We start from the raw sequence: 20,955 nt of genomic DNA on the forward strand, positions 1-20,955 counted from the left end.
TTCGATCTGCGCTTGCCTGCTAAACTTTCAGATGAAAAATTAATTATAGGGCCAATGTCAATCCTCACTGAAGTGAATACTATCGATCCAACTACACCTACATCTACCGAACTACAGGGTATAAATGAGACTACGATCGCCTCTGAAATTAAAACAACTTTCACCTCTGAAGAAATTCAAAAATTATTACCCCACCGCTACCCATTTTTACTTGTAGACAAAATAATTGACTACGTTCCAGGTAAAAAAGCTGTTGGCGTTAAAAATGTTACTATCAACGAACACTATTTCCAAGGACATTTCCCCGGCCGTCCACTGATGCCAGGGGTGCTAATTGTCGAAGCAATGGCACAAGTTGGGGGCATTGTTCTCACTCAAATGTCTTCGGTAGAAGGCGGGCTATTTGTTTTCGCTGGTATCGATAAAGTTCGCTTTCGCCGCCAGGTCGTACCGGGGGATCAACTAGTAATGACGGTGGAACTGTTATGGGTAAAACAACGTCGTTTCGGTAAGATGCAAGGTCGTGCCGAAGTTGACGGTCAACTTGCTTGTGAAGGGGAATTAATGTTTTCTCTAGTCAACTAAAAGTTTGCTTTCGTGGTGTGGGCATAGCCGTGAAATGCCCTTACTGAATCCTACAAAAGGAACAGTTAAAAAAAGTCCACAACAGCATCTGATAATTTCTTGATTTTCCACGCCCTCCCTACGAGATGCTACTCGAACACACTTAACTTGCTTTGCCCGACACTTTCGTTCACTGAAATGCTTCACGCTCTACCAGTCGCCTTGATGGGGCGGTAGTTTGTATAAATCTCTTAACCAGATTAACACGCTGCCTTAGAAACCCTATCTGGCGCTGACTTATCAAGACAGTTCTGGAGATTCACCCTTGAAAACGCTAATTCATCCAACTGCTGTAATTCATCCGAAATCGGAACTCCACCATACAGTGCAAGTCGGTGCCTATGCTGTGATTGGAGCGCATGTCAAAGTGGGCCCTGAAACAATAATCGGCGCTCATGCTGTGTTAGAGGGGCCTTGTGAGATTGGGGCGCAAAATCAGATTTTTACAGGTGCAGCCATCGGTATGGAACCCCAGGATCTCAAGTTTGTGGGAGAACCAACTTGGGTCAAAATTGGTGATAACAACTTAATTCGTGAGTACGTTACTATTAACCGCGCTACTGGTGCTGGTGAAGCAACAGTAATTGGCGATGGTAACTTGCTGATGGCTTATGTCCATGTGGCCCATAACTGCGTAATTGAAGACCAGGTAGTGATTGCCAACTCTGTAGCGTTGGCGGGTCATGTGCATATTGAATCACGCGCCAGGCTGAGTGGGGTTTTAGGTGTCCATCAATTTGTGCATATTGGTAGACACGCAATGGTGGGAGGTATGGCACGTATTGACCGAGATGTAGCCCCATATATGCTAGTAGAGGGAAATCCGGCGCGAGTGCGAACCCTCAACCTTGTGGGACTTAAACGGTCTGGTATGGACTCAGCAGATTTGCTTGCGCTGAAAAAAGCCTTCCGCATTCTTTACCGTTCTGATTTGTCCTTTAAGGATGCCTTGGAAAAACTGGAACTTTTAGGGGATAGCGAACAATTACAACATCTGCGTCGCTTCCTGCTACTTTCTCAGATGCCAGGTAGACGTGGTTTGATTCCCGGTAAAGGGAAAAAAAGCACGAGTGATGAATCGTGAATTATGAGTTAGGAGAGACGCGATTAATCGCGTCTCTACAGGAGTTATGAATTGATGAATTAAATTTTTAACTCCGCACTCCTAAGTATTCATTCTTAAGTTTTTACTAATTACCAATTATCAAATGCGGATTTTTATCAGCACTGGCGAAGTATCTGGCGATTTACAAGGGTCGCTGCTAATTACAGCGCTGAAGCGTCAAGCTATGGCGATTGGGTTGAAATTAGAGATTGTGGCGCTGGGTGGCGAAAAAATGTTGGAGGCTGGGGCAATTCTGCTGGGCAATACTAGTAGTATTGGCTCAATGGGTATTCTAGAAGGTTTGCCTTATATTTTACCTACTCTCCAGGTACAACGTCAGGCGATCGCTTCTCTAAAACAAAATCCACCAGATTTAGTAGTGCTGATCGATTATATGACTCCTAATCTGGAAATTGGGACTTATATGAAACAGCAGCTACCAGATGTGCCTGTGGTCTATTATATTGCTCCCCAAGAATGGGCTTGGTCATTAAGTTTACGTAGAACTAACCGGATTGTTGGTTTTACAGATAAGCTGTTGGCAATTTTTCCACAAGAAGCCCGTTTTTTTCGTGAGCAAGGGGCAAAAGTTACTTGGGTAGGGCATCCTTTGATTGACCGAATGCAAGACGCTCCCAGTCGCCAAGCAGCGCGTGCAACACTGGGGATTGCGCCAGAACAAATTGCGATCGCACTTCTCCCCGCCTCTCGCCGCCAAGAATTAAAATATCTTTTACCAATTATTTTTCAAGCTGCCCAAACTCTTCAAGCTAAATTACCTGAAGTTCATTTCTGGATTCCCCTATCTTTGGAAGTCTATAGACAGCCAATTGAAGAGGCTATTAGGCGTTACGGTTTACGGGCGACAGTTTTATCAGGTCAACAAATGGAAGTTTTTGCTGCGGCTGATTTAGCCATTAGTAAATCTGGTACTGTCAATTTAGAACTTGCTCTGTTAAATGTGCCCCAAGTTGTAGTTTACCGCCTCAGTCGCCTGACTGCTTGGATAGCTCGTAAAATCCTCAAAGGTTCTATCGCCTTTGCATCGCCACCCAACTTAGTTGTGATGAAGCCGATTGTGCCAGAATTTTTACAAGAGCAAGCCACAGCAGAGAATATTATCCAAGCCGCGATGGAACTACTACTCAATCCCAGCCGCAGAGAGCAAACTTTGCTAGATTATGAAGAAATGCGGCGGAGTTTAGGAGAAGTTGGAGTGTGCGATCGCGCTGCTCAAGAGATTTTGCAAATGGTGGCGGGGAGTGGGGATTAGGGATTGGGGACTGGGAAAATTTTGTATATTTAATACTCAATCCCCAATACCCAATACCCAATACCCAACCCCCAATCCCTTTAGAGGTGTCATGGCTTATGAGATGAGAAAACAAAGAGCGATCGCAGTTGATTTGTTCGCTGGCGCGGGTGGTATGACTCTTGGCTTTGAACAAGCTGGTTTTGACGTGCTAGCGTCTGTAGAAATCGACCCTATCCACTGTGCAACACATGAGTTTAACTTTCCTTATTGCTCAGTGTTATGTCAAAGTGTTGTGGATACAACCGGTGAAGAAATTAGGAGTCGGTCTAAAATTGGCGATCGCGAAATTGATGTGGTAATTTGTGGCTCACCATGTCAAGGATTTTCTCTAATTGGTAAACGGGTTGTTGATGATCCGCGAAATTCTTTAGTGTTTCACTTTCATCGGCTGGTTTTTGAGCTAAAACCGAAATTTTTTGTAATGGAAAATGTTCGAGGGATAACGGTTGGTAAACATAAACAAATCCTCCAAACATTAATTAGCGAGTTTCAAATTTACGGTTATAAAGTAGAAGAAAATTACCAAATTCTCAACGCGGCAAATTACGGAGTACCACAGTCGCGGGAGAGATTATTTCTCATCGGTGCAAGGGAGGATGTAGAATTACCTAAATATCCTCAGCCGATTACAAAACCAGCAATACCAAATAATTTAACTTCTAAAAAACTATCTGATATACCCTTGAGTCCTACAGTATGGGATGCGATTAAAGATTTACCAGACATAGAAAAATATCCTGAGTTAGTAACAAGAGATTGGGTTGTTGGAGAATACGAAAAGCCTAGTAATTATGCTTGTCTACTTCGCGGTCTTAAATGCCTAAAAAATGATTATTCTTATAAACGTGAATATGATTTACGAATCCTTACTTCAAGTTTAAGAACAAAACATTCTGCGGAAACTATTCAACGTTTTCAGGAAACTGAACAAGGTGAAAGAGAAAAAATTAGTCGTTTTCATAAGCTACATCCTGCTGGTGTCTGCAATACTTTAAGAGCCGGAACAGATAAGTATAGGGGTTCTTTCACATCTCCTAGACCGATTCATCCATTTACGCCTCGTTGTATTACAGTCAGGGAAGCGGCGAGATTACATTCCTATCCCGATTGGTTTAGATTTCATGTAACTAAATGGCACGGTTTTCGGCAAGTTGGTAACTCTGTACCACCGCTACTAGCAAAGGCTGTGGCTGGTGAAATTATTCGTAGTTTGAATATTTCCCCTTTTAAGCCGAGTTTGCGATACAAGTTGGGAGACGAGAAGCTACTACAGTTTAAAATGTCGCAAGCGGAACAATATTATCAGCGTGAGTAATAATACACTTTGTAATATGTGCAAGGTCGGGCTAAGTCCAAGCACGGAAGAATGTACTATCTTCCCAGATATTAGCAGTGCGTTGAGCGATCGCTGTCAATTCTTCCTTTTTAAGAGGCACAAAAGCCCGCGCTATCTTGACATTATTCTCTAATTGTGAAATGGTTTCTGCCGCAATTACACAACAATGAACTCCAGGCTGAGACATTGTGTAACCTAAAGCTTGCTCCATACCTGTCAACCCACCTGGTTTAAACAGTCGACCATAAGCCGGGACTTTCATGGCAATCACACCGACATTTTTTTCTTGAGCAACTGGTAAAACTACTGGGATAAATGGACGTGGGTGGTGTTGGTCGGCGGCACTCACAGGAATCAGCGTAGTGTGGAAAGGATAGCGACGTAACCCTTCGGCAATCACTTGAGGGTCGTGATGTCCGGTAATACCTGCGAAGCGCACCAGTTTTTGTTGTATGGCTTCTTCTAAAGCTTTAATTGCGCCAGATGGACTAAAGATAGTGTCGAGTTCTTGAGAAAAAGAAACGTGGTGCAACTGCCACAAATCGAGATAATCTGTATTGAGACGTTTTAGCGATCGCTCCAATTCTCGCCAAGCTCCATCCCGATCTCTTTTATCAGTCTTGCTGGCTAGAAATATCTTTGAGCGATGGGATGGTAGCACTTTACCTAAATAATCTTCACTCGGCCCATAACTAGCCGCCGTATCAAAGTAGCGAATGCCAAGTTCCAGCGCTCTTTGAATTATTGCTGTAGCATTACCCTCTTTTCCTTCCCAGGATAGTGGCGTTTGTCCTGCTCCTCCTAACCCGAAGATCGGAAGATTTACTTGCGTGCGTCCCAGCATCCGTTCTGGCATAGTTGCTGGCGGTGTTGCGGTGTTAGTACTATTTTGCTGTAAAGCATTAGTTGCCACAATACCTCCAGTTACAGCAATGCTGGTAATTAGGAAATTACGCCGCGTCTTTCCTTCTGTCATAATTGGCTTCGGGGGCGAAATTACTTTTTATTATAAAATTTTAGCTAGGGGGGATTAATCTCAGAAAGCAAAATTACTGATAGTTTAGGAACACTGCGAAAGCGCTGATCGTTGGTTAGAAAAGTAGAACATTGAGTCAACAGTGCTGTTGCTGAATGGATAGCATCTGGTAATTTGATGTTAATACTGGCACGAAGTTGAGCAGCTTCAATTAAAATCTGACGACTGACAGGAATCACTGTTAAATTTTGTGAATTGCTAATCAGTTGTTGGTAAGTTGTCTGTTGAGCTAAGTCATGATTTTGGAAAGGTTTTACCAATACTTCAGCAAGTGATAATTCACTAGTTACTACACTCAAGTTACCTCGATCAATACTTTGGAATAACTGGGTTAAATCTTGGGCAAATGCTGGATGTCCTTCTAAAGCATAGATCCAAATGTTGGTATCGAGGTATACCTTTGTGCCTTGAATAGCATCTAGAATTCCCATGCATCTCGTTCTTGACGAATAAACTTATCCACTTCTTCCGGTGTCGCAAAACTGCCTTTAGCAGAACCGATAAAGCTAGTTAAGGGCTTTTCAGAATGCTTTGGGGGTGACTCCAGAAGTACTATCACCTCTACTGTTGCACCTGCTGGAAGTTCTGGAGAAGAGATTTCTACTACACCACCAGGTTTGACGATCGCCTGTTGCCTGAGTCCATTAAGCATGATAATTTATCCTCATTAGTGTCGAACATCCCATTTCTATCAGGATAGGTGAAAATCAGAGCGATGCCTACGGCAGCAAGCTACGCACTGCCTTTTCTAGCTTAATTTTGAGGTGCGATCGCATTACTTACTACCGACGGCATTTTTCTGAGCGTAGGTGATATTTTTCTGATACTCTATGATTTTTTGTTGAGCAATTGCATAATTTGGGCTGGAAGATGGCACAGTTTTCATAAGTGCGATCGCAGCTTCCCACTGAGTCACAACTGTCTTCCACTCATCTGGAGATTTTGCTAATTGAGTAAGGTTAGCTGCATTAATTGCTTTACTTACTGCTTCTCGAAATGTATCAGTTTGAAGTAACACAATTGGAGATTCTGAAATGACTGGTGAGGGTGTAACTAATACAGACTTTGATGGTATTTGTGTATTGGTTTTAAATGTTAGAGGAAGAATTTCTCCAAATTTAAAAGATAATAATATCACTACAGCAATTGAAAATACAAAAAAAACGAACATCAAAGCTTTTTTGAAATTACGATATTTATACTGAGTCTTAATGATTGGAGTTTCTTCATCATTCGATAAAATATTGGATGTCATTTTGTGTAAACCCATTTCCCCGCGCAATCTATTAAGTTCTTGATCTTTATTTAAATTAGTCTTGGATTTAGTTGTATCTGTTTCTTTAGTGCCAGAGTAAGCAGATATTATTCGGTGTCTGACCAAATATTCAATTTGATAAGTTAGTGCCCCACTAGAAATATAAAACAGCCCAAATATTACTATTATTTTATTTTCAATTTCTGTGTAGTATTCAACTAGTTTGGTGTAACTAATGTTAAGTAATGACAAAAGCATTGTCGATAAAAAAGCTGCTGTCAGTGTAGAAATTGCAATTACAAGCCAAGCATACAATCCTTCCCACCAACTCATTATTCCTGGAAATAATCCTTTTGTTCTACCTATTTCTGGTGCTTGGATTTCTGATATAAAATGACTTATAAGTAGGTGTAAGAAGTGATGAGTGAAAGAAATTATAGGAATTGGAGATAGGATTAACAGTATTGTCAATATAGCAAATAATTCTGGGCTTTGTACCAAGTATGTGATACGGTAGCCTACCTTTCCAGGATTACTGAGTATAAATATAATAAAGCTGAGAAATAGATTTAAAATTAATGCTTTTAACCAAGAGCTAGGATAAGGAAACCATAAAGGCCAATAAAAGTTTTGTAGTTTTTGCTTAGTAACTTCCTGAAGACTCGGCTGTTTCATAACCAATAGATGCGAAGAACTGATAAATTATTCTCTATCTTAGGATTCCCCACATACAGGCAAAAGCAACATCTCCAAAATTTTTAGAGTTATATATTTAAAATTTCCTTTATTTATTGAATTTTTGGCAGAAGCCCCTACTTTAGATTCTTTTTCTGAACCTCTGGATCAGGAAAATTAAATACTAACGTTCCTTTGTAATCACAGAGCTACCATTACTAATACTGACTTTTTGAATAAAAACGTCAGTACAAGATGATAAAATATCAGAGCTTATTTTATTAGCAATAGATTCAAAATCTTGGTTTGTTAATCCCCGCGCTGTATCGCCACTTAAATTAATAAAAATAGTTAAAAATTGAGGTTCACTAGAAGACTCTTCATTATCTGCTGCTTCTAGTTCATCGTCTACTATGCCTAGATTAAACTCTTTAGTCCAAGCTGGAAACTTCCTACCCGTTTGTTGTCCGTAAATTTTCACGTTTTCAATAGATGCAGCCCCTAAACCAGTTAAACCTTTGCGGATAAATGCAACTAAAATTTGCTGATTTGGTACTTGGGCAGATTCTAGCGTTACCTCTAACCAAGCATCTTGAAAGGCAACTTTTGCAGTGATCCCTTTGGGGTGTAGGTGGCGGTTCATCAGAGATGCGATCGCATCTACATCTCCCTGTTTTGCAAGTTCCAGAATATTCGGCTGTGTCATAACCACTAAAAGAGAAAATCTAGGAAAATAAGCTTATATTCTTAGAATTCCCTCTTAACAGCCTTAAGTAACATTATGATGCAAAATATCAACTAACTTAGGGTAAAATATTTAATATAAAGATAGTCTTTCACAGACTTTTGTAAAAAATATATTTCCCTGGATCAACATCGGTTTTTGCCCTTGCCAAATTAACAGGATTAATATTAATCAATTTAATTCCCATTTTGAATATGAAGTTTTATCGAGATCATGCTTGGCCTTCAACGCTGGAAGAAGCCATAGTTATCCAAGAAAAGCTGCGAGATCAAGTAATTACTGAGGATCAACTAGAAGAACCGATCCAGTACGTTGCTGGAGTGGATATGGGTTTTGAAGCTGATGGAACCATTAGCCGGGCGGCTGTAGCAGTACTGAGTTTTCCTGATTTACAAGTAATTGAGACGAGCCTAGCACACCGCCCTACTACCTTTCCTTATGTTCCTGGGTTCCTCTCATTTCGGGAAATTCCAGCTGTTCTCGATGCTTTGGAGAAAATTCAAACAACACCAGATATCATCCTGTGTGATGGTCAAGGAATTGCTCATCCCCGGAGATTAGGTATAGCTAGCCATTTAGGGTTACTGATAGATATGCCAACAATTGGTGTAGCTAAGTCCAGGTTGGTAGGGAAGTATGAGGAATTGGCAGAAACCAAAGGCAGCAGCCAACCACTGATATATAAGGATGAAACCGTTGGGGCTGTTTTGCGATCGCGCACCGGGGTAAAACCTCTCTACATCTCCAGTGGTCATCGCATTAGTTTACCTACAGCAATTGACTATGTATTACGCTGCACGCCAAAATATCGGCTGCCAGAAACTACACGCATCGCTGATAAATTAGCATCGGATAGATAAAGCTTGTTGAAGTTTTTTCTAAATACTTGCTTCCACCGGCTCAATCATGTTAGGAATCGCACAGAAGGAAGTTGAAGTAGCTAAATACGATTTACGAAGTTAGAACAATGAACGCACTAACTTTACAGTGGCACGATGCAGGTCAAGATAAAACTCAGAACATTTACGAACAACAGCCAAGTCAAAATCCTGGTACTGTCCGCATTGGTCGCGATCCCCTACGGTGCGATATTATTTTGAGTCATCCTACTGTATCTGGTCTGCACGTTGAAATCTTTTTTCATCACCAGCAACAGCGCTTTTATATCAGAAATTTGCGATCGCAAAATCCCCCCCTTGTCGATGGACGGCAATTAGTCCAAGGTGAAATGCCTTTAACAGAGGGTACTAATATCTCTTTAGGACAAGTAAAACTCAACGTTACTCAAGTTTCCACAGGCAGCATTCCAGCAACAATTTTAATGCCACCGCATCCCGGACATCATCACCATTCACCAACACCTCCCGCACCAGCGCTAAAAATTTATGGTTTAGAATGCCCCAAATGTCATAAAGTTTCCCCAGGAGAGAATCTACAAATTGGTTGTCATTGGTGTGGGACATCTTTGGCTGCGGCTGTGAGTGTGTTAGTAGCACCCGGTAGTTAGGGACAAGGGAGACAAGGGGGAATTATTGAACAAGTCTAATGACCAATGACCAATGACAAATGACAAATGACAAATGACAAATGACTTACAAATTCAATTGAGTTGGGAAGAACCAGCGACAGGAGAACGGCGAGAACCAAGGTTGAATATACCGATCGCTTTTGGTCGAGAATTCCCTCGCTTACCTGCCGAACTTAGGGGAATGCGCGTTTCTCGGATGCTGCTTAACAGTAACGAGGTTTCTCGTTACCATGCCCTAATTGACTGGGAACAAGACCAGCTAGTGGTGATTGACCAAGGCAGCGTTAACGGTGTATATGTCAACGGTAAACAACAAACACGCAGTGTTTTGGCTAATGGCGATACATTGCAAATTGGCCCATACCTAATCACAGTGAAATTTGGTGCTAGCGTCTCTGAACCAGATACCAGCCCCCCTTCAACAATTCACTTCAACGCAAATACCAATCTTCCAGACCCCACATTGCCTGTAGCCCAGCCGCTAACGCCCTTGGCAAGTAATTTCCCGCCACTAGCGTTTCAATCGGAAAATGTCGCCGTCCAAGCGCTTCATGCTACAGGTCTATCAGTAGATGAATCTGATTATCTAGCGATCGGGGCGGGATTGGGTAGCTTTGTTTGGGCTGATTTGCTGCGACTTAGTGGTGTGCGTGCTGACAAGATTGTAGCTTTGGGATTGGAAGCAGAGCCTTATGCTCGTTACAAGCGCCTTTGTTTGAATTCGCAAATTCCCTTATATGAAAGACTGCGTTCTAATTCTGACTCTTGCCCTGATAATATTTGGGGTTGGCCTAGTTATGCCTTGCGCGAAGCTTGGCGTGATTGCAGCAAGGGACAGATAAACTCAGCATTGAAGTACCTATGGCAAGTGTTTGCTGAACCAACATTTGCTGAAACTTATACACCCCGTGCGGGTAATGTCTTTGATTCCATAGACCGGGAAGCGAAGCGCATTGGCTGGAATCAAATTTATCGTTATGGACGAGTTAGGGCAATTCGCAAAACTGATGATGGCAGATATTGCGTGGCCTATTCTCGCGCCCCAGGAAATTATGCTTTTTTAGTTACTCGTTATTTACATTTAGCTACTGGGTATCCAGCAATTCAATTTCTTCCAGATTTGCAAGCTTATAGAGAAAAATATCAAGATTTTAAATCTGTCGTCAATGCTTATGAAGCCCACGATCATGTTTATGAGCAACTAGAGCGACAAGGTGGTACGGTATTGATTCGGGGGCGGGGAATTGTGGCTTCGCGGATTATTCAGCGCATTTATGAAGCCAGAAAGCGAAATCGGAATATTGCAGTTTTGCATTTAATGCGATCGCCTAAACCTCAAGGCAACAAATTTCAAAATACCCAGCGCCTAGTCAAAAATCATTACGAATTTCAACCCTTTAACTGGCCAAAAGCCTGTTGGGGCGGCGAACTCCGGGCAATGTTAGAAAAAGCCACCCCCGATGAACGCAAGCGTTTATTAGCAGACTGGGGTGGAACTACCACCGCCGACCGCCAAGACTGGCAGCAAATTACTGCCCAGGGTATCAGCGAAGGCTGGTATCAAATTACCTTCGGTGAGGTTTTGGATGTAGAACGAGATGCCCACAACCGAACTATTACCAGTATCCGAGAGCAAAGCTTTGGGGAAATAAAATTGCTAGCTGATTTTATTGTTGATGCTACGGGACTTGATGCTAAAGTAGATGCCAATCCTCTGATAGCAGATTTAGTGAAACATTACAATCTCCCTGTCAATCATCTGGGGCGATTGACTGTAGCAAACAATTTTGAACTAGTAGAAATGCGTAGTGGCAAAGGTCAAATGTATGCTGCTGGGGCTATTACTTTAGGTGGCCCTTATGCTGCCGTTGATAGTTTTTTGGGCTTGCAATATGCTGCATTAGTCGCCGTTGATGGACTAGCTGCCACCCGTGCTACTGGAATTAATCGTTTGAATACTATAAGTTCTTTTAGGCAGTGGTTGAAGTGGGTGTTAAATCAGTCACCTTAGTTTAAGAAATTGCACGAGACAGGAAAAATACAGTATTTAACTGTTGCCGGTTTTGCTGCTTGAAAATTTCTGAAGTGAGATAAGAACGATCCAAAGAAGATTTTGAAACAGTTAGAAGCTAAACTTTATTTTTAATTAAGAAATTATAGTAATTAGGCGATGTCTACAATCCTCTACGCCTAAGCATTTCGCCAAACATCAAAATTTTACAACCCGCTTGTGCGGGTTTTGTTTTGTAGCTGCAATAATATAGATAAATAGCTATTTAACTATAAAAATATATTACAAAAAGTTTACAAATAAGTGAGCCAGTACTTTTATATAAAGTCAACAATTACAAAGAAATATTTCGTTTTTTATATCGATTTGTGTCATATAGGGGATAAAATGCCTACTGGGCAAGCGTTTTCTGATAAAAAACAGATATTGCCTAAAGATCACAAGTTACCTGTGGCTGATGATGCCGCTAGGAACTTCCTTCAGAGAACACGCATCAAAGGAGCCGAAGAAGCATGTTCACACACGTCAAGTCCACCATTAGACACATTGCGCCTGATAACTTACGCGGACGTAGTTTAATCAAGGTGGTCTATGTCGTGCTTGAGTCCCAGTACCAGAGTGCTTTGTCGCAAGCAGTTCGCACCATTAACGCGAACAATCCCAACTTGGCGATTGAAATCAGCGGGTACTTGATTGAGGAACTCCGCGACCCTGAGAATTACGAGGAGTTCAAACGAGAAATTGAGAATGCGAATATCTTCATCGCTTCCCTCATTTTCATCGAAGACTTAGCACAGAAAGTTGTAGCAGCAGTAGAACCACACCGCGATCATCTCGATGTTTCCGTTGTCTTTCCCTCAATGCCAGAGGTAATGCGCCTGAGTAAAATGGGCAGCTTTTCCTTGGCACAGTTGGGTCAGTCAAAAAGTGCGATCGCCCAATTCATGCGGAAACGCAAAGAAAAATCCGGTGCGGGATTCCAAGATGGGATGCTGAAGCTTTTGCGAACCCTGCCGCAAGTGCTGAAGTTTTTACCAATGGACAAGGCACAGGATGCCCGAAATTTCATGCTCAGTTTTCAGTATTGGCTAGGTGGTTCTCCAGAAAATCTGGAAAACTTCTTGCTGATGCTAGCTGATAAATATGTATTTAAAGGTTTAGAAAAACAAAATTTTGCACCTTCTACGTATGAACAGCCGGTGGTTTATCCCGATTTAGGGATTTGGCATCCTTTGGCTCCCAGTATGTTTGAAGATGTCAGAGAGTACCTCAATTGGTATACAGCTCGTAAGGATATTTCTAGCGATCTAAAAGATCCCCTAGCTCCTTGTGTCGGGTTAGTATTGCAACGCACTCATCTAGTTACAGGCGATGATGCCCATTATGTGGCAATGGTGCAAGAGTTGGAAGCACTAGGCGCACGGGTATTACCTGTGTTTGCTGGTGGTTTGGATTTCTCCAAGCCTGTGGATGCTTACTTCTATGAACCAACTACCAATATACAGTTGGTAGATGCAGTGATATCGCTGACTGGTTTTGCTTTAGTGGGTGGCCCAGCCAGACAAGACCATCCCAAAGCAATTGAGTCACTCAAACGCTTAAATCGTCCTTACATGGTGGCATTACCCTTAGTATTTCAAACCACAGAAGAGTGGATGGATAGCGATTTAGGGTTACATCCAATTCAAGTAGCTTTGCAAATTGCGATTCCTGAATTGGATGGGGCAATTGAGCCAATTATATTATCGGGTAGAGATGGGGCTACAGGGAAAGCGATCGCACTGCGCGATCGCGTTGAAGCTGTAGCCGAACGCGCCTTAAAATGGGCGAACCTCCGCCGCAAGCCGAAGCTGGAGAAAAAAGTCGCCATCACTGTTTTCAGCTTCCCGCCAGATAAAGGCAACGTGGGAACCGCCGCTTACTTGGATGTATTCGGCTCAATTTACGAGGTGATGAAAGCCCTCAAAAATAACGGCTACGACTTACCAGAATTGCCAGAATCCGCCGAAGCGTTGATGCAAGAAGTCATCCATGACGCACAGGCACAGTACAACAGCCCAGAACTGAACATTGCTTACAAAATGTCGGTTCCTGAGTATGAGGCATTAACCCCCTACTCTCAACGCCTAGAGGAAAACTGGGGCCCACCTCCCGGACATCTCAACAGCGACGGGCAAAACTTGCTGATTTATGGTAAGCAATTCGGTAATGTCTTCATCGGTGTCCAACCTACATTTGGTTACGAAGGCGATCCGATGCGGCTGTTATTCTCCCGTTCAGCTAGTCCTCACCACGGTTTTGCTGCTTACTACACTTACCTAGAACAAGTTTGGAAAGCTGATGCTGTACTGCACTTTGGTACACACGGTTCCTTAGAATTCATGCCAGGTAAACAGATGGGGATGTCTGGTGATTGTTACCCAGATAACTTAATTGGCTCAATTCCTAACTTGTATTATTACGCAGCCAATAATCCGAGTGAAGCGACAATTGCCAAACGTCGGAGTTACGCCGAAACAATTTCCTACTTGACACCGCCGGCAGAAAATGCTGGTTTGTATAAAGGTTTGAAGGAACTCAGCGAGTTAATTGCTTCTTACCAAACTTTGAAAGATAGTGGACGCGGTGTTTCCATTGTCAACAGCATCATGGATAAATGCCGGATCGTGAATCTGGATAAGGATATTCACCTGCCAGAAACCGATGCCAGAGACATGAGTGCCGACGATCGCGATAATATTGTTGGCAACGTCTACCGCAAGTTGATGGAAATCGAGTCGCGGTTGTTGCCTTGTGGTTTGCACGTCATTGGTAAACCGCCAAGTGCAGAAGAAGCGATCGCAACTCTGGTCAACATTGCTAGTCTAGATCGTCAAGAAGAAGGAATTCAAGGCTTGCCGGGAATTATCGCTAACAGCCTTGGACGTAAAATTGACGATATTTACCAAAATAACGACAGAGGCATTTTAGAAGATGTCCAGTTATTGCAAGATATCACTTTAGCAACCCGTGCAGCAGTTACCGCCCTTGTCCAAGAGCAAATCGACGCGGAAGGACGAGTTTCTTTAGTTTCCCGGTTGAATTTCTTCAACATGGGCAAAAAAGAACCTTGGGTAGAATCATTGCATAAAGCAGGTTATCCCAAAGTCGATAACGCCGCCCTAAAACCCCTATTTGAGTATTTGGAATTCTGCCTAGAGCAAGTTTGTGCCGACAACGAACTCGGAGCATTACTCAGAGGCTTGGAAGGTGAATACATCCTACCTGGCCCTGGTGGCGATCCCATCCGCAACCCGGATGTATTACCCACAGGTAAGAATATCCATGCTTTAGATCCGCAATCCATCCCAACAACAGCAGCAGTACAATCAGCCAAAATCGTCGTAGATAGGCTTTTGGTACGTAACAAGGCAGAAAATGAAGGAAAATGGCCAGAAACCATCGCCTGCGTCCTTTGGGGAACCGATAACATCAAAACTTACGGTGAATCACTAGCGCAAATTATGTGGATGGTGGGCGTGCGTCCAGTTCCCGATGCCTTGGGACGGGTGAACAAGTTGGAATTGATATCTCTAGAAGAGTTGGGACGACCCAGAATTGATGTAGTAATCAACTGTTCTGGTGTATTCCGCGACTTGTTCATCAACCAAATGAACCTGCTAGACCAAGGCGTGAAGATGGCAGCCGAGGCAGATGAACCCTTAGAAATGAACTTTGTTCGCAAACACGCTTTGCAACAAGCCGAAGACATGGGGATTAATCTGCGTCAAGCAGCGACTCGCGTTTTCTCCAACGCTTCTGGTTCCTACTCGTCAAATATCAACTTGGCGGTAGAAAACAGCACTTGGGATAGCGAAGCCGAGTTGCAGGAAATGTATCTCAATCGGAAATCCTTTTCCTTCAATTCCGATAACCCCGGAATTATGGACGAATCCCGGCAGATTTTTGAAAGTACTTTGAAAACTGCTGATGCAACTTTCCAAAATCTCGATTCTTCCGAGATTAGCTTAACGGACGTTTCCCACTACTTCGATTCAGATCCCACTAAGTTGGTGGCAAGTCTGCGCGGTGATGGTAAAAAACCAGCATCTTATATTGCAGATACAACCACAGCTAACGCCCAAGTGCGGACATTATCAGAAACCGTGCGTTTGGATGCGCGTACCAAATTGTTAAATCCCAAATGGTACGAGGGGATGCTGTCTCACGGTTACGAAGGTGTGCGCGAACTATCCAAGCGGTTGGTGAATACAACAGGTTGGAGTGCGACAGCTGGCGCTGTGGATAACTGGATTTATGAGGATACTAACGAAACCTTCATCAAAGATGAAGAAATGCAGAAACGCTTGCTGAACCTTAATCCCCATTCTTTCCGCAAGATTGTATCAACTTTGTTGGAAGTGAATGGACGCGGTTATTGGGAGACTAGCGAGGATAATTTAGATCGTCTGCGCGAGTTGTACCAAGAAGTTGAAGACCGGATTGAAGGGATAGACTAGGTTTATACATAACCAATAAGACAGGAGGCACGGTAATACCGTGCCTTCTGCATTTATCTGACTTTTCAAGCAGAATCAAGTTACTGCTAGGTTATTTGTAGAACAATGTTTTGAGATAAGCGGTAATTTTTCAGTAGCTAACCCTGTGGGCTATCTTGGTATAAACTAGCTACTCTTTTTTAGCTAAAGTTGTATCGAGTTTGACTATCTTAACTAGATAAGAAAAGTCCAAAGACATGAAACCCAAAGATCAAACTTCGCAAGGCAGTATCCCAAGCCGTGAATCAGCATTAGCAGTTCTAGCTAGTCTTCGAAGGCAGTATGGTGATAAAGGTTCTAATCTCTGCGGAGAAAACGAGGCTAAAACTCGTCTTTTAATCATTGATAAAATCCTTGAATCTCTAGGATGGAGCAAAGAAGAGTTTAATCCAGAACATCCGGTAAAACACGTTGGATTCACAGATTATCTAATCACAGCAGATGGTATTCCACGATTTATCGTAGAAGCAAAACGCATTGGACAAACGTTCATACGTCCACAAACAGGGCTAAAGAAAACAATTTACCAACTCAGTTATATCCGCACCTCTTTTGGCCCTTCAGTTGGTGAAGTAATTAACCAAGCTGAAGGTTATGCAAAAGAAACTGGAGTGCCATATTCGGTAATTACCAATGGTGCAGAATGGATAGTCATGCAAGCAATTCCAAATAGGAATAAAACTATCAATGATTTGCAATGTTTTTATTTTGGCAATCTATTATCAAATGTATCGCACTTTGATCTGTTTTGGGATCTCCTTTCTGAACCTTGTGTAGTTAACAATTCCCTTGAAGAGCATTTTTCTGAACTTAATTCTCTTCCTTCAGATTTTTGTGGTATTCCTAACTCAAAACTTCCTGAAATCAAATGGTCGCGCTCTAATGATACCGAGAAATACATACGAGAATTCTACGATCACTTTTTTGGGGAGATTGTTGATCCAGGCCGGAGAATGATGCTCAAACAATGCTTCGTTACAAATCCAAAATTAGACCAGTATCAAGGAGAGTTAAAACGTACCCTTCAAGACACATCCCCGATTTATATTCCAGAGGCTACCGACATTTCACCCGATTATGATAGTCCACATTTTTTGCCTACTGAATCAGGTGATAGAAAAGGACGAGTAGTTTTAATTGCAGGTTCTGTTGGATGTGGAAAGTCTACCTTTATTAATAAAGTTTTGATTGAAGCACATCAAAAAAGCAGAAATAGATTTAATTATTTAATTATTGACTTAATTAATGAATTCGATGGCACACCAGAGAGCATAAATGAATATCTTTGGCAGCAAATCAATAAAAAATGGAAAAACTTGCGTCCAGAAGCTTACGAACATGAAACTCTCAGAAAAATTTTTGGTAGAGAGTTGCAAAATTTACGCAGAGGCTCATATGCCAAAGTTTTTGAGCAAGACCCACAGCTTTTAGCTCTTAAAGAAGCTGAACTATTAGAGCAGCTTTCTGACTCACCCAATGAATTTTTAGAGAAAAGTTGGAGATATTATGCAAGTCAGAATAAAAAAGGTGTAGTAGTTTTTCTAGACAATATTGATCGAACATCAGATAGATATCAAAGAATAGCCTATACATTTGCTCACAAGCTTGCTAGTCAAACTGGATCAACAGTAATTATTACGATGCGTGAGGGGACTTATTTTCGAGGTAGAGAGTTTGGATTTCTTGACGTGCGTTCAGATGATATTGTCTATCATCTTCAAACACCTGATCTAGTACAAGTACTTTCTAAACGTATTGAATATGTGGAAAATTTGGAAGCACCAAAAGAACCAACCAAGAAAGATCATCGTTTAGCTCGTTGGCGTAATCAACCTAACTGGCCAGAATTTTATAAGTTTTCTTTGAACTATACGCAAGTAATTAAATTAACTTTTCTAACGGCTAGTACTGCTAATCAATCTCTTAATTTACTTTCAGCAGTTTCATGGCATAATGTTCGCTATTTTCTTGATATTCTGCGCGATCTTCATTTAACACTAGGTAGTTAACCAGAAGCTTGGTCAGTCTCTTATATAATTTCAGCATTGCTATCAGGTAATAGCATCAGTGGAGGTAAATCTGTCTTACCAAACTTATACTATCCAGTATTTCCAAGTTATCCATGTTATTTCTTAAAGCTTAGATTACTACTTAGGTTACTTTATGGAAGACATAGCTCAGAATCACGACGTGGAACAACCCTAAAAGAAATTCTAAATTTCACACGAATGTATGCTTACCATGAGAGATGGACACGACTTGCAATTAGGGAAATGGTGCGTGAGCGGCTTTTAGAGTGTATGGAAATACCTTCCGAAGCTGATTTCACGAAAAACTATGAATTGGAAGAATCTCATTCTTTTCGTACTTCTCCACTTACTGTCGTTATGATTAAACAGGTTTATTTTGACAATATTTATCTTTCAATGATAGGGCGTGAGTTACCTTTTCATAAAAGTAAAGCCTTTGAAAAATTTTGTGATGCAGTTCGGGATGTAATTACTATTGTCTCAGAAGAATCACTCAATAAAACTGGTGTAGATCTCTTATCTGAAACTGAAGCAAACAGTATTGTAGCACGTTATCTAGTGGAATCTTTTGAAGAAGAGAAGCCAATAGGTGAAGTTTTAATGCACTTTCCTGAAGTTGCTACAACTGAGGAAAAGCTTAGGGATATGATAACTAAACTGCTCAGGGTTGCAGGCGTAGCCTTACCAAATCGACTGCCTGAAACTATTAGTGAAATTGTTTCTACAAAGAAGCAAGAAGCACAAGTATTTCAACTCTCCTTATTTGAAGATTTTGAAAAACCTACGCTTTTGCAAGAAACAAATAGTATACAAGTTCCACATGAGCTAGCTGATATCCAAACTGCACCACGGAGTTTAGCACCAAAAATTTTTTGGGCACTGGTAGAACTGAGGGCGAGAGGAAAAAAACAAGTCACTGGCTCAGAAATTGCCAATATAATTAACCAGTATCTTGTAGATGATATTAATAAGGTAGAACCCACTAATATCTCAAAAGCTTTGCGAGGCAAGGCTCTGCAATCTCAATCATGGTTAAACACTGAAGAAATAGCATCCCGCAAGAAACTCTATGGACTTTCAGATAACTGGCGTAGTTATTGGGAACAAACTTTCAATGAGCAATCACCTACACTGGATTAGTGTACTGAAGTCCAAGTGCAATTGCTGCTCTTATAGATTGAGTTGATGTCAAAAATTAGCTGATGTTGAGCCGTTAGAGCAGTATTGGCGGGTTTGTTGGTGTTGTGATACGAGCTAGCAATAGTATTTGCAGCTTCACAAAACTGAGAATTGAATGCCTAGATAATGCGATCACACTCAGTCTACCCTTAGTTTTTGAAGTTTTCTGCAAAGCTATCGCACTCACCCTTCCACAACAGGCGATCGCTTAGTTTTTGAGGTTTTCTGTAAGGCGATCGCTCATTCTTGGACAACAGGTGATCGCTTGATTTTTGAGGTTTTCTGTCAAGCGATACCTACGGTGAGCTACACTAACGCACTTGGGGAAATTTTGGAGGTGTAGTGTACCCCAGCTACGCATACGCTTCTATATTTTTAATGATATCATAATATGATATCATTATATCTGTGGCTATATTCAACTTAACTGTAAGATGGCTGTAATTGTATTGGTTAAATGGATCTCAATAACAAACAACGTCAGATTTTAGAGTTAATTTTTACAAATCCTGTACCATCTAATATTCTTTGGAAAGATATTGAAAGTTTATTTATAGCTCTCGGTGCTGATATTACTCAAGGTAGAGGTTCGCGGGTTCGTGTGAAATTAAATGATGTGAAAGCTGTTTTTCACGAACCGCATCCTCAAAATGAGACAGATAAAGGAGCAGTCAAATCTGTTAGAGAATTTTTAATTAAGGCAGGAATTGAAATATGATGACTTATAAAGGATACACAGCTAGTATAGAAGTAGATGTAGAAGCGGGAATACTTTTTGGCCAAGTCCTAGATATTAATGACGTAATTACCTTTAAGGCAAAAACTGTAGACGAAGCGCGTCAAGAATTTCAAATTTCTGTTGATGATTATCTTGCTTTCTGTGAAGAATTAGGAGAGGAGCCTGATAAACCATTCTCTGGTAAACTTCCATTCCGCACAACTCCAGAACACCACCGCAAAATATTTATTGCTGCTAAAAAGGCTGGCAAAAGCATAAATGCTTGGATGGATGAAATATTAACTGGTGCTGCGGATAAAGTAATCAATACTTAGAGTCAATAATTCTAAATATGTTCTTCAGGAGTTAGGCTTTGAGCTTGCAGATTACCCCACCAACGGCTTCCGTCCGCTACTCTGAAGTGTAAGGTAGCTGGCAACATCAATTGGGATAAAGGAATACCGTTGTGCGTTACGCATAGTCTTGAGTTTTAGCAGCTTGTAGCACTTTTAACATAGTATCTGCGGCTTCAACTGCATTATAAGGCGACCACACAGGATAAGACTGATCGGGCTTAATCAGATCGGTTTCCTGTTGGGCTAACTCTGAGATTAAAACCTGCATAATGTAAAACTTATCTGCTCGACTAAGTTCTCGCAAAGTAGAGATTAATTCTGCTGAAACCATGCAAAGTACTCCAGTAAATCAAGTCTGCTTCTCGATCATAGATTATTCGGCGTTGCTGAATCAAAATATGAATCAGGCGATCGCTGGAATAAAACTTGTACCTCACATCGTGAGCGGCACTGAACCATACTTAAGATAATGTATGACCAGTCGGATAGAGTGTCTCAGCATTT

At 41.6% G+C, this 20,955-nt stretch carries 20 protein-coding genes; 13 read left to right on the forward strand and 7 right to left on the reverse strand.

All coding sequences use genetic code 11. The annotated features are described in order from the left end of the window. Positions 1-54 precede the first annotated feature (54 nt). From fabZ to IQ274_RS16005, 4 genes are all read left to right on the forward strand, one after another. Complete coding sequence (gene fabZ, locus IQ274_RS15990) at positions 55-585, forward strand: 3-hydroxyacyl-ACP dehydratase FabZ (protein ID WP_194142830.1); 531 nt, start codon at positions 55-57, stop codon at positions 583-585. Positions 586-889: 304 nt separating this feature from the next. Next, positions 890-1,708 carry an acyl-ACP--UDP-N-acetylglucosamine O-acyltransferase gene (lpxA, locus tag IQ274_RS15995; RefSeq protein ID WP_163938349.1) on the forward strand — a complete coding sequence of 273 codons (819 nt, stop codon included), beginning with the start codon at positions 890-892 and terminating at the stop codon, positions 1,706-1,708. A gap of 124 nt (positions 1,709-1,832) precedes the next feature. Next, a complete protein-coding gene (gene lpxB / locus IQ274_RS16000) occupies positions 1,833-3,002 on the forward strand; it encodes a lipid-A-disaccharide synthase (RefSeq protein ID WP_194142831.1) in 1,170 nt (389 codons plus the stop codon). A gap of 91 nt (positions 3,003-3,093) precedes the next feature. Further along, a complete protein-coding gene (locus IQ274_RS16005; protein ID WP_194142832.1) occupies positions 3,094-4,359 on the forward strand; it encodes a DNA cytosine methyltransferase in 1,266 nt (421 codons plus the stop codon). A 31-nt stretch (positions 4,360-4,390) separates the two neighbouring features. On the opposite strand, the gene IQ274_RS16010 is transcribed toward IQ274_RS16005, so the two are convergent. The 5 genes from IQ274_RS16010 to IQ274_RS16030 all read right to left on the reverse strand — a co-directional run bounded on the left by IQ274_RS16010 (position 4,391) and on the right by IQ274_RS16030 (position 8,052). Beyond that, a complete protein-coding gene (locus IQ274_RS16010; RefSeq protein ID WP_194142833.1) occupies positions 4,391-5,356 on the reverse strand; it encodes an aldo/keto reductase in 966 nt (321 codons plus the stop codon). 44 nt (positions 5,357-5,400) lie between these two features. Further along, the gene (locus IQ274_RS16015) at positions 5,401-5,847 is read right to left on the reverse strand and encodes a type II toxin-antitoxin system VapC family toxin (protein WP_163939354.1); all 447 of its coding nucleotides are present in this window, start codon (positions 5,845-5,847) and stop codon (positions 5,401-5,403) included. After that, positions 5,835-6,068, reverse strand: coding sequence for a hypothetical protein (locus IQ274_RS16020; protein ID WP_194142834.1), 234 nt, complete (start codon positions 6,066-6,068; stop codon positions 5,835-5,837). The genes IQ274_RS16015 and IQ274_RS16020 overlap by 13 nt, the downstream gene beginning before the upstream one ends. Positions 6,069-6,191: 123 nt before the next feature. Then, positions 6,192-7,352 (reverse strand): hypothetical protein, encoded by a 1,161-nt coding sequence (locus IQ274_RS16025; RefSeq protein WP_194142835.1) that lies wholly within the window; start codon positions 7,350-7,352, stop codon positions 6,192-6,194. 178 nt (positions 7,353-7,530) lie between these two features. After that, on the reverse strand, positions 7,531-8,052 hold the full coding sequence (locus tag IQ274_RS16030; protein ID WP_194142836.1) for a hypothetical protein: 522 nt from the start codon (positions 8,050-8,052) through the stop codon (positions 7,531-7,533). Positions 8,053-8,285: 233 nt separating this feature from the next. Here IQ274_RS16030 and nfi point away from each other — a divergent pair, with 233 nt between their 5' ends. From nfi to IQ274_RS16060, 6 genes are all read left to right on the forward strand, one after another. Beyond that, positions 8,286-8,951 (forward strand): deoxyribonuclease V, encoded by a 666-nt coding sequence (gene nfi, locus IQ274_RS16035; protein WP_194142849.1) that lies wholly within the window; start codon positions 8,286-8,288, stop codon positions 8,949-8,951. Positions 8,952-9,058: 107 nt separating this feature from the next. Further along, on the forward strand, positions 9,059-9,598 hold the full coding sequence (locus IQ274_RS16040) for an FHA domain-containing protein (protein ID WP_163936968.1): 540 nt from the start codon (positions 9,059-9,061) through the stop codon (positions 9,596-9,598). Between the two features lie 73 nt (positions 9,599-9,671). Then, positions 9,672-11,630 carry an FHA domain-containing protein gene (locus IQ274_RS16045; RefSeq protein WP_194142837.1) on the forward strand — a complete coding sequence of 653 codons (1,959 nt, stop codon included), beginning with the start codon at positions 9,672-9,674 and terminating at the stop codon, positions 11,628-11,630. Positions 11,631-12,142: 512 nt separating this feature from the next. After that, complete coding sequence (locus IQ274_RS16050; protein WP_194142838.1) at positions 12,143-16,129, forward strand: magnesium chelatase subunit H; 3,987 nt, start codon at positions 12,143-12,145, stop codon at positions 16,127-16,129. 236 nt (positions 16,130-16,365) lie between these two features. Beyond that, positions 16,366-18,177, forward strand: coding sequence for a P-loop NTPase fold protein (locus tag IQ274_RS16055; RefSeq protein WP_194142839.1), 1,812 nt, complete (start codon positions 16,366-16,368; stop codon positions 18,175-18,177). A gap of 36 nt (positions 18,178-18,213) precedes the next feature. After that, a complete protein-coding gene (locus IQ274_RS16060) occupies positions 18,214-19,338 on the forward strand; it encodes a hypothetical protein (RefSeq protein WP_194142840.1) in 1,125 nt (374 codons plus the stop codon). Between the two features lie 247 nt (positions 19,339-19,585). On the opposite strand, the gene IQ274_RS16065 is transcribed toward IQ274_RS16060, so the two are convergent. Continuing rightward, entirely contained in the window at positions 19,586-19,738 is a 153-nt protein-coding gene (locus IQ274_RS16065) for a hypothetical protein (protein ID WP_194142841.1), read from the reverse strand. A gap of 96 nt (positions 19,739-19,834) precedes the next feature. Between IQ274_RS16065 and IQ274_RS16070 the strand changes: the two genes are divergently transcribed. Together IQ274_RS16070 and IQ274_RS16075 are read left to right on the forward strand one after the other, a co-directional pair. After that, positions 19,835-20,095 carry a type II toxin-antitoxin system HicA family toxin gene (locus IQ274_RS16070; protein ID WP_174711983.1) on the forward strand — a complete coding sequence of 87 codons (261 nt, stop codon included), beginning with the start codon at positions 19,835-19,837 and terminating at the stop codon, positions 20,093-20,095. Then, the gene (locus IQ274_RS16075) at positions 20,095-20,430 is read left to right on the forward strand and encodes a type II toxin-antitoxin system HicB family antitoxin (RefSeq protein ID WP_199346326.1); all 336 of its coding nucleotides are present in this window, start codon (positions 20,095-20,097) and stop codon (positions 20,428-20,430) included. Before IQ274_RS16070 ends, IQ274_RS16075 begins: the two co-directional genes overlap by 1 nt. A gap of 136 nt (positions 20,431-20,566) precedes the next feature. Here IQ274_RS16075 and IQ274_RS16080 read toward each other — a convergent pair whose 3' ends face one another. Further along, positions 20,567-20,782: a hypothetical protein gene (locus tag IQ274_RS16080; protein ID WP_194142842.1), complete on the reverse strand. Its 216-nt coding sequence runs from the start codon at positions 20,780-20,782 to the stop codon at positions 20,567-20,569. On the opposite strand from IQ274_RS16080, the gene IQ274_RS16085 reads away from it, so the two are divergent. After that, positions 20,781-20,921 carry a hypothetical protein gene (locus IQ274_RS16085; protein WP_194142843.1) on the forward strand — a complete coding sequence of 47 codons (141 nt, stop codon included), beginning with the start codon at positions 20,781-20,783 and terminating at the stop codon, positions 20,919-20,921. The genes IQ274_RS16080 and IQ274_RS16085 overlap by 2 nt on opposite strands. Positions 20,922-20,955 lie beyond the last annotated feature (34 nt).

The sequence above is a fragment of the Nostoc sp. LEGE 12447 genome (assembly GCF_015206985.1).
Lineage (GTDB): Bacteria > Cyanobacteriota > Cyanobacteriia > Cyanobacteriales > Nostocaceae > Nostoc.

What these genes read in the sequence shown, in the direction of transcription:
- IQ274_RS16040 (WP_163936968.1), top strand. Translation starts at nt 9,059, where the DNA reads ATGAACGCACTAACTTTACAGTGGCACGATGCAGGTCAAGATAAAACT.
- IQ274_RS16075 (WP_199346326.1), top strand. Translation starts at nt 20,095, where the DNA reads ATGACTTATAAAGGATACACAGCTAGTATAGAAGTAGATGTAGAAGCG.
- IQ274_RS16045 (WP_194142837.1), top strand. Translation starts at nt 9,672, where the DNA reads ATGACAAATGACTTACAAATTCAATTGAGTTGGGAAGAACCAGCGACA.
- IQ274_RS16080 (WP_194142842.1), bottom strand. Translation starts at nt 20,782, where the DNA reads ATGGTTTCAGCAGAATTAATCTCTACTTTGCGAGAACTTAGTCGAGCA.
- IQ274_RS16055 (WP_194142839.1), top strand. Translation starts at nt 16,366, where the DNA reads ATGAAACCCAAAGATCAAACTTCGCAAGGCAGTATCCCAAGCCGTGAA.
- lpxB (WP_194142831.1), top strand. Translation starts at nt 1,833, where the DNA reads ATGCGGATTTTTATCAGCACTGGCGAAGTATCTGGCGATTTACAAGGG.
- nfi (WP_194142849.1), top strand. Translation starts at nt 8,286, where the DNA reads ATGAAGTTTTATCGAGATCATGCTTGGCCTTCAACGCTGGAAGAAGCC.
- IQ274_RS16005 (WP_194142832.1), top strand. Translation starts at nt 3,094, where the DNA reads ATGGCTTATGAGATGAGAAAACAAAGAGCGATCGCAGTTGATTTGTTC.
- IQ274_RS16065 (WP_194142841.1), bottom strand. Translation starts at nt 19,738, where the DNA reads ATGCGTAGCTGGGGTACACTACACCTCCAAAATTTCCCCAAGTGCGTT.
- fabZ (WP_194142830.1), top strand. Translation starts at nt 55, where the DNA reads ATGTCAATCCTCACTGAAGTGAATACTATCGATCCAACTACACCTACA.
- IQ274_RS16085 (WP_194142843.1), top strand. Translation starts at nt 20,781, where the DNA reads ATGCAAAGTACTCCAGTAAATCAAGTCTGCTTCTCGATCATAGATTAT.
- IQ274_RS16050 (WP_194142838.1), top strand. Translation starts at nt 12,143, where the DNA reads ATGTTCACACACGTCAAGTCCACCATTAGACACATTGCGCCTGATAAC.
- IQ274_RS16030 (WP_194142836.1), bottom strand. Translation starts at nt 8,052, where the DNA reads ATGACACAGCCGAATATTCTGGAACTTGCAAAACAGGGAGATGTAGAT.
- IQ274_RS16010 (WP_194142833.1), bottom strand. Translation starts at nt 5,356, where the DNA reads ATGACAGAAGGAAAGACGCGGCGTAATTTCCTAATTACCAGCATTGCT.
- IQ274_RS16070 (WP_174711983.1), top strand. Translation starts at nt 19,835, where the DNA reads ATGGATCTCAATAACAAACAACGTCAGATTTTAGAGTTAATTTTTACA.
- IQ274_RS16015 (WP_163939354.1), bottom strand. Translation starts at nt 5,847, where the DNA reads ATGGGAATTCTAGATGCTATTCAAGGCACAAAGGTATACCTCGATACC.
- IQ274_RS16020 (WP_194142834.1), bottom strand. Translation starts at nt 6,068, where the DNA reads ATGCTTAATGGACTCAGGCAACAGGCGATCGTCAAACCTGGTGGTGTA.